The organism is Vibrio sp. V09_P4A23P171 (genome assembly GCF_963875615.1).
Taxonomy (GTDB): domain Bacteria; phylum Pseudomonadota; class Gammaproteobacteria; order Enterobacterales; family Vibrionaceae; genus Vibrio; species Vibrio anguillarum.
Genome location: NZ_CAWNMR010000072.1, coordinates 64050 through 77113, shown reverse-complemented (window position 1 = coordinate 77113; position 13064 = coordinate 64050). Strand labels below are relative to the sequence as shown.

The following is a 13064-nucleotide window of genomic DNA, read 5'->3' as shown; positions in this document are numbered from 1 at the left end:
GTTATTGCTCCTCATCGCTGATGGTTTGGCTTTCACCTGTTAATTCGCTAACAGCAGTGATTTCTGTTGTTTCTGGGTTAGTAAATTGCTTGTGCACGGTCAGCTCTAATGTGGCCTGCCAATCTTCACGCCAGACAAACAGCTCGTCTTTGTGTTCAAAGTCATCGTCACGTTTCGGCTCACTCCAGCTCGAACCAATTTTGCGAGCATCTGAAATCTCTGCATCACCTTTAATGGTTAACCGTTCACTGAGTCCGCCAAATCCAGGCGGCAACGCCTCGCCAATGTCTTTCAATATTATTAAGTCGTTGGTCAGGTAATCGGTCATGCACAGGTTGAGCTGCATCTGCTGATTGGATAAGAAGCACTGCGTGTTGCCACCACTGACTCGGGCGGATATCACTACATCCACCAACATTTCATAGGGGACGTAGGAGCCTTGAACTGCAAGGGGCAAGCGGTTCAAACCGCGAATGCCATTAAACATCACGCGCACTTCTTTTCGGGCGATGGCATTAGACGGTTCAACCACCGCCTGCATGCCAAGCGCCTCTTCTAACGCTTTCTCTAATGCTCGTATTACTTTCATTGAATCGCTGCCTTTAATTGCTCTAATGCCATCTCTCTTTGCGCTTGTTGCTGCTCAGGGCTTAAGTACATGAACTCGCGGCTGGAGATTTTGACCTGGGGCGTTCGGATATACAGCACGTAGAACACACCTTTATCTGCGCCTTTGTTGTTTCGGTTCGCTTTGGTTTTTACTCGCTGACCAAAGGCTTTAGCGCCGAGTGGCGCTCGCCCCATAATCGAATGAGGGCGGTAGAAAATCTTCCACCCTTGGCGCTCTAAGCCTTCCAAGATCTTACGCACTCCATACACCTCAGTACGTTTTTTCACTTGCTTGTTCACTGGAATGGCGAGCTGCTTGGCTTTCTTGGCCTTAATCACGCCGCCATCGTTAATCAGCGGTGCATGAGCTTTGTTTGTTCCCACACGGTATTCGTCTTTGCCTACCTGATACGTGAGTGACGCGTAGGTCTCGCCCGTATCAAAGAGCGGTTTCGCTCCTGCGTTCTTGGTGTTTTTGGTCAGCGGAGAGTTGGCTTTAAAGGTGCCGTTCTTCATGTTGTCGCGCACACACTGCAACCCAAATGGAGCCAGTATTTCTGGCAGTCCATCAATCGCTTTGGTGGTGTTATGCAGCGCATCCAGAAAACCTTTCATTGCTGATGTGCTCCGTTGAACTGTGTTTGAACCCTGATTGAATTCTGCCTTTTATTTAGCTGACATCTGCCGAACGGAAGTTAATAAGACCTCCAAGGGATAAGCTTCAAACTCACTAAAATAATAAGAAGGAAACCCCATGGCCCCACGCTCAAAGGTGGAATTGCACGGGCTGCTTGAGCGCGTCATTGAGATGTACACCGTAGACAAACTGAATCTGGATGAGATAGCTACCCAGCTTAAAGAAGATGGCTTTGATATCTCCCGTTCGTCAGTGCATCGTGTTATTCGCAGTAACCAAGAATTGATTGAAGAGCAGCGTCTGGTTCAAGAGCAGGCTGAGGTCTTTCTAAAGGAATTCAAAGACAGTCCAAACACCGATATTTCAGAGCTGAACTTACAAATCATGCAGCGCTACATGTTTAAAGTGCTGCGTGAGTTGGAGTTTGGTCCTGAGTCATTTAAAGATCCCAATAAGCTTGCCAACCTGTTGGCTCGTCTGTCCGATGCGCAGGTCAACCTTGACCGTTTGAAAGTCGAGTTTCGTAAAGGCGTCGATGCGGCGAAAGCGGAGTTTGAAAATCAGCTCACTGATATGCTCAAAGAGAAACACCCAGAGCTGTTGTTTGAGCTGGTGAGCATCATCCAGAAAATTCGTATTGAGCAGAAACCCAAACGAGGCCGTCGATGAGTGGCCTGTTTGAAGGTTTGTCTGATGCGGATTTAGAGAACATTCGTGACAGCGCCAATATTGCGGCTGAAGACAAACGCATTGCCAAACAAAGTAAGGCGCAAGAAGCGCGAGCGTTAGCACGTCAAGAGAAGGAAGAAAAAGCCCGCAAAAAACGCCGCGCTAAATCCAAGCATGACTTTGCTTACTTCTGTCAAACCTACATGCCTGATGCGTTCACGCTGGCGTTCAGTGAATATCAACTGGCGCTCACGCGTCTTGCGGCTAATCGAAATCTTAACCGTCAAGATGAAGCGCTGTTTAAAGAACTCATTGACCCACGCGATCATGGTTTTATTAAGCAGCCCATCAGTGGTGAATACGAAGGGATTCTTGACATCGAGCCACGTGACCACGGTAAGACCACTCGTAATACTCAGGCGATGCCGTTATGGCTTGCGCTCAATCACCCTGGTTCGTTCATTGTGATTTGTGGTGCATCGGCTGATAGCGCCAAAGAGATGATGGACGCCATCAAAGACGACTTAGAAGATAACGAACTTATCCTGGACGACTACGGCGAGCAGCGAGGCAACACCTGGACCAAACGTAAGATAAAGCTCGCGAATGGTTCATCCATTGTTGCGGTGGGTCGTGGTCAACGTCTTCGTGGTATCAAGAACAAATACCAGCGTCCGACCCACATCATCTGTGATGACTTACTCGATGATAAAGAGGTGGAATCGCCCACACTACGTCGTCAGGCTGAACGTTGGTTTAAGCGCGTGATCATGAACTTGGGTAAAGGCGCACTGACCATCATTGCCAATACCATCATGCACCCTGACGACTTGCCGTCACGCTTGTTAAATCAGATTGAAGACGGTCGTCTTCCAAACTGGTTAGGTCTGCGCTTTAGTGCCATTACGCCTTCAGGGCGTCCACTGTTCCCGTCTCGCTGGAGTTTGCAAGACTTAGAGAATAAGCGGATAGCCTCCGGCAGTGCGTGGTGGACGGAATGGATGAACCGACCCATTGCCGATGAAGATGCGGACTTTAAAGAAGATTGGTTTATCTACTTCAAGCCTTACGAACTTGACCTTCGAGACTGCACCATTGGCATGGCAGTTGACCCTGCTACGGGTTTGAAGAAAGGCGACTGGTCATTTATTGCGGTCGTGGCTCGCCACAAAATTACCATGGTGGATCATGTCCTCTTTGCCAAAGGTTGGAAGGAATCGGACTTGCAGTTTGCTCAGCGCATTGTGGATGTGTATCTGCAACATCGACCGTCTTTTGTGATGTTTGAAACGGTCGCCTTCCAGAAGATCTACAAAAAAGAAGTGATGCGTTACGCCAAGAAGAAAGGTGTGCGTCTTCCGGTTCGTGAGTTCAAAGGCGGCAACAAGCAGGTACGGATCAAGTCTCTGTCTTCACAGGTGGAGAATGGCCTCATTCAGTTCTTAGAAACCCAAACACTGCTGCGTCAAATGTTCCTAGAGTTTCCACGTGGTCATGATGATGGCCCTGATGCGGTAGAGATGGCCATCAGTGGATTTGAATCCGGTTTTGTTGGTGGCGCAGTGCCACAAACACCAAGGCCTATCCGCACTGCCGCGCAGGCGCTGTCTCGATTCGGCGGTGGTGCGTTAAGCCGGATATTGCGTTAGGAGCCAATATGTTCAATAAACTGGCAGAGATAAAAGCCAAACTGAGTGATGTACTCTCAATGCTGCGTAAACTGGTGTGCATTGGGGAGGTCAGCATCGTTGACGCGCATCTGCGGCGCGTGAAGGTCACTTTCCCTGGGCTGCGATATCCCGAATCAGATTGGCTTCCTGTTCTGGGGATGCGCAGTAAAAGCGTCAGCATTTCGTGCAACTTTGAGGTTGGTGAGCAAGTGCTGTGCCTGTTCATTCCCAGTGGCTCGATGATGTCCGGCTTTGTGCTTGGCTCAATGGCCAACAAATCAGCAAAGCCTTATATCGCGAACATCGATAAGTTTGGGGTTCAGTTTAAAGACGGCACGCTTTTAGAATATGACCAGTCAACCCAAACGGGTGTGCTCAAGATTGGCGGTGGAACACCAGCCATCACCGTCAATCCCGACAAAGTATTGATTGATGCCAAACTGGAAGTAACTGGAGCCACCGAGCTTCTTGATACGCTCAAGGTCGTCAAAGCCACCACCTTGATGGATACGTTGACGGGAATGAAAACGGCCACCTTCACCGGTTTGGTGGGCGCGGCGGGTTACGGCAGTACCACTGGAGGAGCGGCAGTGATGAGCAGCGGCGCAATCATGCAAGGCTCAGTCACCATTAATGGGGTAACGGTCGCTGTGATTAGCCATACCCACAATGACGCTGAAGGCAGACCAACCTCCGGTGCAAATCAATAAAATAACAAAACGCTCTCAGAGCGATTCTAAGGGCGTTTAATTTCAATCTGGTGTGAATGTTCGAATATTTTTATTCAAACTCATTCAAACCGGATTTCAAACGAATTCAAACGGGGTACGCATGACCTACTCACTCAAATTTGCAGCAAGCGGGCGAAATATCGATTTGGTGTCCGATATTAAGCAGTCGCTTTTTATGATTGTGTACACGGGGAAAGGTGAACGGATTTACATGCCGGACTACGCGGCCGATGCATTAGAGTATGTTGATAAGCCTCAATGGGAAGTGCAAGGTCTGAAAGTCTCGATTGCCGAAGCTGTGGCAAAGTACGAGCCTCGCGTTAGGCTGGAAAGCATCATCGTATACCAAACCGATTTGCCACAAGGCATCATTGGCATTAAACTTTCTTGCCAAATTCTCGCCACGGGTCAAAGTGAAGTCTTCGATTTCACCAACGCCTAACCCTGCCGAACGGAAATTATCCCTATAGAAATCTCAGATACTGACTCCACTGATTAACAGGAGACAGTATCCATGGCCGAATTACTTCACGGCATCCGAACCATCGAATCGCTCACAGGTCCCATTTCGGTCATCGAAGTGTCGTCCAGTGTGATTGGTGTGTTCGGAACCTCTGAGTTGGCAGAGCCATTAAAGCTCTACCACACCACCAATTACGACGACGCGAAAAAAGTCTTCGGTGAAGGCACGTTGAAAAATGCCATTCGTCGTGTTCACAATTATGTGCCAAGCAACTCCATTATTGCCATCCCTCTAGGTAAAGACAGCGACTTCCCTGAAGTCGAAGAGCCTGCTGTCTCTGGCGTAACGATGAGCACGTCTAGCACCTCAATCTATATTGATGATGGTGCAAGCTTGCCTATCTCAATTTCAAACCCTCACGCCTATGACATTGCGTACAGCTCAGACAATGAAGCGATTGCGACCGTTGATGCGGTAACGGGTGTTGTCACTCCCGTGCAAGCAGGCGTTGCCAACATTACCGCATTAGTCACCTTTAACGATGGCGAGAATGATGTAGACGAAGCGCATGTCTATGGCGTGACGGTCGCTCAAACCAACCCGAGCGCAGGCAAGGTGATGAGTCCAGCAACGTTGGGCGATTCTGTAGCGACCGCGTTCTTAGGTGCTGACTCTCAACCAAACGCGTTAATCAACCCGTACGAGCAAACCGCTGTTTGGTCGATTGTTGATGAAGCCATTGCTTTGGTCGATAGCAGTGACGGCACCATTACGCCTTTGTCTGAAGGACAAGCCGTGGTCACGGTGACGCTCGCACCGAAGAGTAACTACAGCTACACCAACGATAACGATGTCACCATCAATGTGGGTGACGTAGCAGGCGTTGAGCTGACTTATGTACTGACAGTTTCTCGCGTGACCGATGCGCTGCTCGCGAAATTCATGGAAGCGCTGCCGCTGCTTCGCAAAGCAAAACAGACTTATGGCTTCTCATCCAAAATCAACATGGCTCCGGGCATCTTGCACAAGGATGGCGCGATGGGGCTTGCGGTTGCGGCTATCAGCACCCTTCGCGGTATTTGGGTGGGTGATATGCCTGAGCATATTTCAACCCCAGAAGAAGCTTACGCGTGGAAACAAAAGTACACCTCACAACGAGCGTATGTTGGTTGGCCGCGTCCGAAAGTGCTGGCTGAAGATGGCGCAACAGTTGTGGATTGGTACGCGCCAAGTCTGTGCGGATTGATTGCTCAGGTAGACCGTGACCAAACCGAGCAGAACATTGTGCCGGAGACGGGTTACTGGTGTTCACCATCGAACTATGTAATGGCGGATGTGATTGGCCCATCGATTGAGTTGGATTACATCCCAAGCGACCCATCGTGTGATGTGAACTATCTCAACGTGAATGGCATTACGACGCTGATGAACCACGGCGGTTGGAAGAACTTTGGTAACTACTCAACCGCGTTCCCAGCCAAAAGTGATTACCTGTCGTTTCTTTCGGTGCGCCGCACTGCGGACATCATTGAAGAGAGCATTGAAGATGTCACTCGTCAGTTCTTGGACTTTCCAATGTTCACCAGTCCCACCGATATTGCCAACACCACGTGTGGCCGCGTGAAAGATACGGTGAACGACTATCTGCGTTCGAAAGAAGGTACCGCTTTGGTGTACAGCAGTGTGTCGATTGATGCCGGTGATAACCCGCTCACCAATCTGATGCTGGGCAAAATTAAGTACCGCTATCGAATGACGCCGCCTGTACCCATGCAGAGCGTCGAGTTTGTCGCTGAAATTTACGTTGAAGGCTTGGAAAGCGCCTTTAGCAAACTGATTGCGTGAGGTAAGTCATGGCAGAGAAAAGTGTAGTCTGGCGTGACCAGATGACGTTCATCAATGAGACCCAATACGTTGGACGTGTGAAAAGTGCGAGCGCGGATTTGCAACGTAAGATGGCCACCGTGGGCGGCTTAGGTGGTCTGGGTGATGTGGAAGTACCCACTGGCAAATACGAAGCGCCAACGGCAACCATCGAGTTCCAGTCGGTCGCATTAGGCGATGTGAAACAACTGACCAATAACGACGGTTGGATAAAGCTGCGCATGACGGGCCAAGTCAGAATGCTGGATTCTGACACGGGCACAAAAATCATTGATGCCGGTATCACTCGTATTCATGGCTATGTGAAGAATCCGCCAGTGCCTGGATACAACGATGAAGGCTCACCGTACACCGCCAACATTGCTGTGCACTTTATTGAAATCAGCAATACCTCGGGCCGTGTGTTCATGCTCGACATGCAAACGGGCGCGAAATATCCGCCAGATGACCCTGGTCAATTTGGTGTCACAGTCACTTTGTAAGGAGCAGTTATGCGAGTTCGTAAGTTAGAGATAGTGGCTGATGGCATTCAAAAGAATGGTCAGCCTGTCACTAAAGCGCAGTTGGAATCGGTGGTTCGCAACTACAAACCGGACGCTCGTCCACCGGTGACCCCAGGTCACCCAACCAAAGGCAGCGATCAGATTGCCGCGTTGGGGCGAGTGTCCAACCTTCGAACCGAAGCTGGCAGTGGCGATAAAGCCGGAAAGACCGTGCTGGTTGGGGAAATTATTTACACCCCTGAAATGGAAGCTCTGGAGGATTCGGGCAAGTTTGAAGGCTTCAGCGCCGGTATCCATCCGGTGCCGGACAAAGACGGTGAATGGTACATGCATCACACCGCGTTCTTGGGTCAGCTTCCTCCGGCGGCTGAAACCAAAACCCGTGATGTGGTGAACCTAAGCGATAGCGACTTTTGCGATGGCGCTATCTATCTCAGTGCAGAAGTCGGCACTCAGTCTGGCTCTGATGACAATGAAACAGGAATAACGATGAAGAAAGACGAACTGAAAGCGCTGTTAGGCGATGCCGTCAAAGAGCAGCTCGAAGCGATGGGTATAAAACCCAATACGCCTGCACCGGCTAAAAAAGACGGCGAACCAAATAAGGATGGTGAAGTCACCACCGATGGCGATAAGTCAAACGTTGCGGTCACCGCTATGCAAGACACGTTAGCTGGCGATCGCAAAGAAACGCTGACTGAACTCGCGGACTCTCGTGAGATGAGCGATGAGCTGCGCAAGAGCGTGAAAGCCATGATTGATAGCGCTTCTGCTATTGAGCTTTGCGCCTCGGGTGATGGCAACCGCTACAGCCAACTCAAAGGCATGCTGACAGCCATGCCAGAGAAGAAAGCGGCTCCAGCGAAACCATCGTCGTGGGACCAGTTAACCCAAAACTTAGAGCTGGCTGATAACGGCGGCGCTAAAAAAGACAACTTTGATCCGGAGGGTTGGTAATGGATTTTGGAATGAAAACGACCATCAAAGGCGCACCTGCAATTGTCGGTAGTTACAGCGGTGGTAACGTCATCCAACAAATGATGGTTAATGGCGTAGCCGATTTAGAGCCTGGTCATGTAGTCGTTATTGCAGATGGTGTCATTACGGCGCGTTGGAACGGTTCCCCTTTAATAACCGCGCAGGATGATGGCGCAGGAAACCTAACTGTTACTCAAGTTACGCTGGGTATTGTGACCACCAAACAAATGGAAGGTGATGCATCGGTTTCTACACTTCGCCTTGGCGCTTACCTTCGCGATCGCGTTGTGCTTGCCGATGGCAGTGCGCTTTCCGCTTCCAATGAGTTCACGTTGTCACTATCTCATCTATTCACTGAAGGGGCTTGGCTATGAGTCCGTTAGAGCAACAAAAAGCCAAGCAAGATGGCGTTTTTTCAAAAGCGCTGCGTGAAGCCTCCAACGCCTTTGTTCAGATAGGAGCACACCCGCGTACCTTGCTGCATCACTCACATCGAAACGATTTGATTGAGCAAGCCATTGCGAAATTGCAAATCCTAAAACGTGAAGGCGATGCGTATCACCAACTGGGTCAGCCTGCAGTGAAAGCCTCCACTGAATCTATCCAAGATAAAAGCCTTGAAGATGATTCAACGTTGGGGCACGTCGGCTTTGTGAAAGTGGATGATGTGCCAGTGCCTTACACCACTCTTGTGTTTTCTGATGGTGATAACGAAGGCAAGTTCAGTTTGGGCATCAACAACCCATACGAGCAAGTTGTGAAGTATTCATCCAGTGACACGTCGGTGGCCGCTGTGGATGAGAAGACAGGCGTCATCACCCCTGTGGGTAATGGTGAAGTCTCCATTCAAGTGGCGTTTACCAAAAAAGGTGACTACCCACGTGTTGAGGACAGTTTCGGCTTAGTGATTGAAGATGCATCACCAAACGAGAACGCCCCATCAACGGATGGCTCACCACAACCCAGCGTCGATGCGCCTGAGTCAAGCTCAGAGAAGTAACCACTCCCATTAATGCACACAGCCGTTCAATAGGCGGCTGTTATAAAGAGAAAAAAGTATGGATATTATTGATATTTTACGCGGCCTGTTAGCGCCACAAGAATGGGCAGAGCTGCTGAATAAGTACAAAAAACGTAAACCAGTGCCAATGCGCATCCGTAATAAAGTGTTTGGCCAAGCCATCTTTTACCCAAGTGTGCGTATCCCTTGGAGTGTGTTGAAAGAAACCCTTTCGAATATTCCGGTGGTGCGTCGTGGCACCAAGGCTTATCAGCTAGGTGGTGATGATGTAGAGACACAAGCCATCGAGCCTCAAGGTTTCTCAACCGTGTCATATATTTCAGCGGCAGAGCTGAACAACATGAAAGCGTTAGGTTTACAGAACATTAAAAAGTTCTTCGACATGCTTCAGTTTGGCGTGATGCGCAAGATTGAGTTCTCCACCGAAGCGCTGTGTGCTCAGTCATTGACAGGTAAAATTTCTTACCCAATGAAAACCGCTGAAGGTGCCCTAGAGACGTTTGACGTTGACTATGGCGAGACGCTGCGCCACAACTTTGCAACCTCATTGAATGCCGCAGATGCGACGATTGAAATGGTCTATACCGCACTGCAAGAAATGGATGAAGCCATTCAGGCAAAAGGCTATGGCATTAACGTAGAAACCTTGTGTGGTAAAACGTTGTTTGCTCGTATTGTCACGCTGGCAGGTAAAAATCAATCTAACGTGTTGGATGTCAAAGTGAGTAAAGGTCAGGTGAATGTGGGTGGCTACATTATTAACCTTGAAAATGGTTCGTACGAAACCATGGCAGGCGGTCTCAAAACGCGCGTAAAAACCGTTGATGACGACAAGATGGTGATGGTTGACCTCGATGCAGGTCACAACCTTTACTACGCCGCACTGGATGATTTAGATGCGGGTCTTCAGGCGTTGCCGTTCTTCTCGAAAGTGAAAAAAGTGGATGATCCAAGTGGAGCCGATGTCTACACCATGTCTAAACCTTTGCCTGCGGTTGTCGTTGATGCCATTTGTTGGGCGGATAACGCTCTGGCGTAAGGAGCGATAATGGCTGTTACCCTTACCCAGTTAAGAGCGATGGTCACCCCCCAGGGAGTATCTGACTCCCTGGAGGAGCAAATCTATCAATCGTTAACTTACAACGATGGCAATAGCGCTCAAACGGCCTGCCAATCAGCGGCCCGTTGGTGCTATGCCTACCTTGGTCAAAAGAATGCACTCGCTCGATTCTACAGCGATGATGATAACGAAGTGCTGGCTGAAGCCATGACTCAAATGGCTATCTATGAGTTGGGTGAAATCAGTGAGTTTGATTTTGACGATCGCAAAGATGAAGCCATCGCATTAATCAATTCGTTGCTTGGTCTTAATAACGGCGCTGACAGTGGCGCTCAATACACAGGAGCTGCGATTGCCCGTGATAAAGAATCTCACATTATCGTCCCTTATCGCTCGGCTTCCCACCGACGTTATCGTTAATCACTACCCATTGCCAACTGAGCTGGGCAATGCGCGATACCAAAGCAGTAACTACTATTTTGGTGCCATTCGTGCCATGTTACTCGATGAAGAGGTCGCCTCAGACATTGAAATGCGACATGCCACAGCAATGACAGTGCCTTATGTGATTGAAGGCTCAGCCAATGACATTGCGTTTTACAACGATGTGATGGCGGACTTTGATTTAGAAATGCTGATGGAGCAGATGCTCAGTGCCACCGAGTTTGGCTTTATGCCGGTGGAGCTGATTTGGGAGAAAGACGGCTCTTTGCTTGTTCTTACCAATTCTGAGCAAAAACGTCCTGAAGACTTTCGTCTATTAAAAGATGGCACCTTGGTGTACAGCGCGGTGGACTACACCGCAAGAACACCGGTGACAGGTAAAGTCATTCCCGTTCTGCGCAATGCGACCACTGAGCGTCCATACGGTGAGACCATCTTAGAATCGGTCTGGCCAATCTGGCAAAGTAAGTGGATTAGCTGGGCTAACATCGAGCGCTTGGGTGAGAAGTATGCCATTCCGACTGCCATTGCATTGGCGGAGAATGCCAATGGCGAAACTGACTTGCAAGCGATTGCAAACTCATTGGCTCCTGTGATGAACGGCGATGCGGTTGCCCTGTCTGGCGTGAAAGAGATTGTTGCGCTCGATGCGAACGGCAAGGTGGACGAACTGCTGCGCACCATTGAATACATCGACAATAAAATCTCCAAGCGCATCACTGGGCAGACTCTCACAGGCGGTAACCAAAAGTACGGCTCTCGCTCTTTGGGTGAAGTTCACGAGCGCGCAGCCATGCGCGTCTCCAAGCGTGATGCTCGAATGGTGCATAAGACGCTTAACGATACGCTGTTTAAGTGGATTTTCTTAGCCAACGGTCGTGAGGGTAATATCAAAATCCGAGTGGATGAGGAGGCGTACAAAGCCATGCTGGAATCGGCTCTGGCGAATGGTTCAGGGGTTGAACCCGTACAAGGTTTTAATCAACGTCCAAATCTGGAGTTTTCAGACGTACCAGGAAAGCATCTATGTCTGCTTTAAAGAGTCTCGACAAGAAAGAGACCATTAACTTAACCAAATTACAGCGCCTCGAAAATGAGGCACTCTCTTTAACTATCAAAAGTCTCTCAAGAGAGTTAGAAGCCGCTTTCAAAGCCCATTCAAACCCTGACGATATCGATATTACTCAAGCCACCAATAAGTACACCAATATCTATGCTGCATCGATGATGGTGAGCTGGTTGCTTGGTCAGGCTCATATTAATAATGCCATCACTGAAGCTAAAGATAAGCCCATCGAGCTGACCTATGCGCCTATCTATCTTGCCGTGGATGATGTGCCTTTTCAGGAAGCAATTGATTCACTCAAAGCGATGATACCGACCGATACCAAAGAGTATCGTCAAATGGAAGCGGCGATGAAACTTCGTGCTTTCACGGTGGCGAATGTCTCCAGTATTGATGCTGTCAATCGCGTTAAGAAACGCTATGAGGACGCACTGGAAAGCGGCGCGTCTCGCTCTGAAACCTTGGGCAATATCCGTCAGCTTCTCGAGCAAGAAGGTATTTCTGAAGCCAGCCCATATTGGCTAGAGCTGCATTATCGCAACAATATGATGACGGCGTACAACTCTGGCCGCTGGACTCAGATTGCGAATAACGATTTGGTTGAGTTCCTAGTCTATTCATCTGTCCTAGACTCAGGAACGACAGAGTTGTGCAGAAAGCTTGATGGCGTAATTAAGCCCAAAGACGATCCGTTTTGGGAAAGCTTCTATCCACCGAACCACCATAAATGCCGAGCCACTGTGTCTGTGCTTTCACGTAAGCAGTATGAAGCGCTGCCTGCATCGATGCGACAAGCCTCAGAGCAAGTTAGTGGTAAAGCCTTAGATAAAGATGTGGTCACAGGTAAAGAGCATCAGTTCACCAGTTCGCCATTGGTATCAATGAAAACATTGCCTGCATCGATGATGGAGCGAGCGCAAGAGTATGGACTGACGCAAAGCATCTTGAATTACTCTCAGACGCAGAGTAAAAGCGTATTAAAGGAGCAAGCCAAAGCGGTCACCAAACAAGGCTTGTCTGCGGCAACACTCAGCAAAGCGATAACACAATCACCCGAACTAGAGCCGTTCCGCGAGATGATACAGGATAAGCTAATCAGATCTCCCGATGAAGTGTGGTTGGTTTTTGATGAACTCAAGGATGGGAGTTTCTTACCCAGCCTGCAGTTCGTACTTGAACTGGATGACTCACTCAGAGCCGTAGCCTTTGCAAGTGCATACGATAGTAGCCAAATTCATCGGCTTGTCAGCATGACGATATCAGAATTAGAGCAACAGACATTTGTAACACTCAAAATGTAGCTAGGGAGCTCCTCGCAGAAAGGAGCCC

15 protein-coding genes are annotated in these 13064 nt (G+C 49.2%); 13 read left to right on the top strand and 2 right to left on the bottom strand.

The window, feature by feature from the left end; genetic code table 11:
• Nucleotide 1: 1 nt before the first annotated feature.
• On the bottom strand, nt 2-589 hold the full coding sequence (locus AACT23_RS17670) for a hypothetical protein (RefSeq protein ID WP_094130245.1): 588 nt from the start codon (nt 587-589) through the stop codon (nt 2-4).
• The gene (locus AACT23_RS17665) at nt 586-1224 is read right to left on the bottom strand and encodes a hypothetical protein (protein ID WP_094130242.1); all 639 of its coding nucleotides are present in this window, start codon (nt 1222-1224) and stop codon (nt 586-588) included. Before AACT23_RS17665 ends, AACT23_RS17670 begins: the two co-directional genes overlap by 4 nt.
• A gap of 139 nt (nt 1225-1363) precedes the next feature.
• Between AACT23_RS17665 and AACT23_RS17660 the strand changes: the two genes are divergently transcribed.
• From AACT23_RS17660 to AACT23_RS17600, 13 genes are all read left to right on the top strand, one after another.
• Nucleotides 1364-1915, top strand: a complete 552-nt coding sequence (locus tag AACT23_RS17660) for a phage protein Gp27 family protein (protein WP_094130239.1) — start codon at nt 1364-1366, stop codon at nt 1913-1915.
• Nucleotides 1912-3564, top strand: coding sequence for a phage terminase large subunit (gene terL, locus AACT23_RS17655; protein WP_094130236.1), 1653 nt, complete (start codon nt 1912-1914; stop codon nt 3562-3564). Before AACT23_RS17660 ends, terL begins: the two co-directional genes overlap by 4 nt.
• Nucleotides 3565-3572: 8 nt before the next feature.
• Nucleotides 3573-4295, top strand: a complete 723-nt coding sequence (locus AACT23_RS17650) for a phage baseplate assembly protein V (protein ID WP_094130233.1) — start codon at nt 3573-3575, stop codon at nt 4293-4295.
• A 121-nt stretch (nt 4296-4416) separates the two neighbouring features.
• Nucleotides 4417-4758: a GPW/gp25 family protein gene (locus AACT23_RS17645; protein WP_094130230.1), complete on the top strand. Its 342-nt coding sequence runs from the start codon at nt 4417-4419 to the stop codon at nt 4756-4758.
• A 72-nt stretch (nt 4759-4830) separates the two neighbouring features.
• A complete protein-coding gene (locus AACT23_RS17640; protein WP_094130227.1) occupies nt 4831-6624 on the top strand; it encodes an Ig-like domain-containing protein in 1794 nt (597 codons plus the stop codon).
• 8 nt (nt 6625-6632) lie between these two features.
• Nucleotides 6633-7145 carry a phage major tail tube protein gene (locus tag AACT23_RS17635; RefSeq protein WP_064626343.1) on the top strand — a complete coding sequence of 171 codons (513 nt, stop codon included), beginning with the start codon at nt 6633-6635 and terminating at the stop codon, nt 7143-7145.
• Nucleotides 7146-7154: 9 nt separating this feature from the next.
• On the top strand, nt 7155-8123 hold the full coding sequence (locus AACT23_RS17630; protein ID WP_094130224.1) for a hypothetical protein: 969 nt from the start codon (nt 7155-7157) through the stop codon (nt 8121-8123).
• A gap of 11 nt (nt 8124-8134) precedes the next feature.
• Entirely contained in the window at nt 8135-8518 is a 384-nt protein-coding gene (locus AACT23_RS17625; RefSeq protein WP_094130387.1) for a hypothetical protein, read from the top strand.
• Nucleotides 8515-9144 carry a hypothetical protein gene (locus AACT23_RS17620; protein ID WP_094130221.1) on the top strand — a complete coding sequence of 210 codons (630 nt, stop codon included), beginning with the start codon at nt 8515-8517 and terminating at the stop codon, nt 9142-9144. The genes AACT23_RS17625 and AACT23_RS17620 overlap by 4 nt, the downstream gene beginning before the upstream one ends.
• Nucleotides 9145-9202: 58 nt before the next feature.
• Nucleotides 9203-10204, top strand: a complete 1002-nt coding sequence (locus AACT23_RS17615) for a major capsid protein (protein ID WP_094130218.1) — start codon at nt 9203-9205, stop codon at nt 10202-10204.
• Between the two features lie 9 nt (nt 10205-10213).
• Nucleotides 10214-10645 carry a hypothetical protein gene (locus tag AACT23_RS17610; RefSeq protein ID WP_094130215.1) on the top strand — a complete coding sequence of 144 codons (432 nt, stop codon included), beginning with the start codon at nt 10214-10216 and terminating at the stop codon, nt 10643-10645.
• Nucleotides 10584-11708, top strand: a complete 1125-nt coding sequence (locus AACT23_RS17605) for a phage portal protein family protein (RefSeq protein WP_255211901.1) — start codon at nt 10584-10586, stop codon at nt 11706-11708. The genes AACT23_RS17610 and AACT23_RS17605 overlap by 62 nt, the downstream gene beginning before the upstream one ends.
• Nucleotides 11696-13036 carry a phage head morphogenesis protein gene (locus AACT23_RS17600; protein ID WP_094130212.1) on the top strand — a complete coding sequence of 447 codons (1341 nt, stop codon included), beginning with the start codon at nt 11696-11698 and terminating at the stop codon, nt 13034-13036. Before AACT23_RS17605 ends, AACT23_RS17600 begins: the two co-directional genes overlap by 13 nt.
• Nucleotides 13037-13064: the final 28 nt, after the last annotated feature.

What these genes read in the sequence shown, in the direction of transcription:
- AACT23_RS17635 (WP_064626343.1), top strand. Translation starts at nt 6,633, where the DNA reads ATGGCAGAGAAAAGTGTAGTCTGGCGTGACCAGATGACGTTCATCAAT.
- AACT23_RS17660 (WP_094130239.1), top strand. Translation starts at nt 1,364, where the DNA reads ATGGCCCCACGCTCAAAGGTGGAATTGCACGGGCTGCTTGAGCGCGTC.
- terL (WP_094130236.1), top strand. Translation starts at nt 1,912, where the DNA reads ATGAGTGGCCTGTTTGAAGGTTTGTCTGATGCGGATTTAGAGAACATT.
- AACT23_RS17610 (WP_094130215.1), top strand. Translation starts at nt 10,214, where the DNA reads ATGGCTGTTACCCTTACCCAGTTAAGAGCGATGGTCACCCCCCAGGGA.
- AACT23_RS17640 (WP_094130227.1), top strand. Translation starts at nt 4,831, where the DNA reads ATGGCCGAATTACTTCACGGCATCCGAACCATCGAATCGCTCACAGGT.
- AACT23_RS17650 (WP_094130233.1), top strand. Translation starts at nt 3,573, where the DNA reads ATGTTCAATAAACTGGCAGAGATAAAAGCCAAACTGAGTGATGTACTC.
- AACT23_RS17630 (WP_094130224.1), top strand. Translation starts at nt 7,155, where the DNA reads ATGCGAGTTCGTAAGTTAGAGATAGTGGCTGATGGCATTCAAAAGAAT.
- AACT23_RS17670 (WP_094130245.1), bottom strand. Translation starts at nt 589, where the DNA reads ATGAAAGTAATACGAGCATTAGAGAAAGCGTTAGAAGAGGCGCTTGGC.
- AACT23_RS17625 (WP_094130387.1), top strand. Translation starts at nt 8,135, where the DNA reads ATGAAAACGACCATCAAAGGCGCACCTGCAATTGTCGGTAGTTACAGC.
- AACT23_RS17620 (WP_094130221.1), top strand. Translation starts at nt 8,515, where the DNA reads ATGAGTCCGTTAGAGCAACAAAAAGCCAAGCAAGATGGCGTTTTTTCA.
- AACT23_RS17600 (WP_094130212.1), top strand. Translation starts at nt 11,696, where the DNA reads ATGTCTGCTTTAAAGAGTCTCGACAAGAAAGAGACCATTAACTTAACC.
- AACT23_RS17665 (WP_094130242.1), bottom strand. Translation starts at nt 1,224, where the DNA reads ATGAAAGGTTTTCTGGATGCGCTGCATAACACCACCAAAGCGATTGAT.
- AACT23_RS17645 (WP_094130230.1), top strand. Translation starts at nt 4,417, where the DNA reads ATGACCTACTCACTCAAATTTGCAGCAAGCGGGCGAAATATCGATTTG.
- AACT23_RS17615 (WP_094130218.1), top strand. Translation starts at nt 9,203, where the DNA reads ATGGATATTATTGATATTTTACGCGGCCTGTTAGCGCCACAAGAATGG.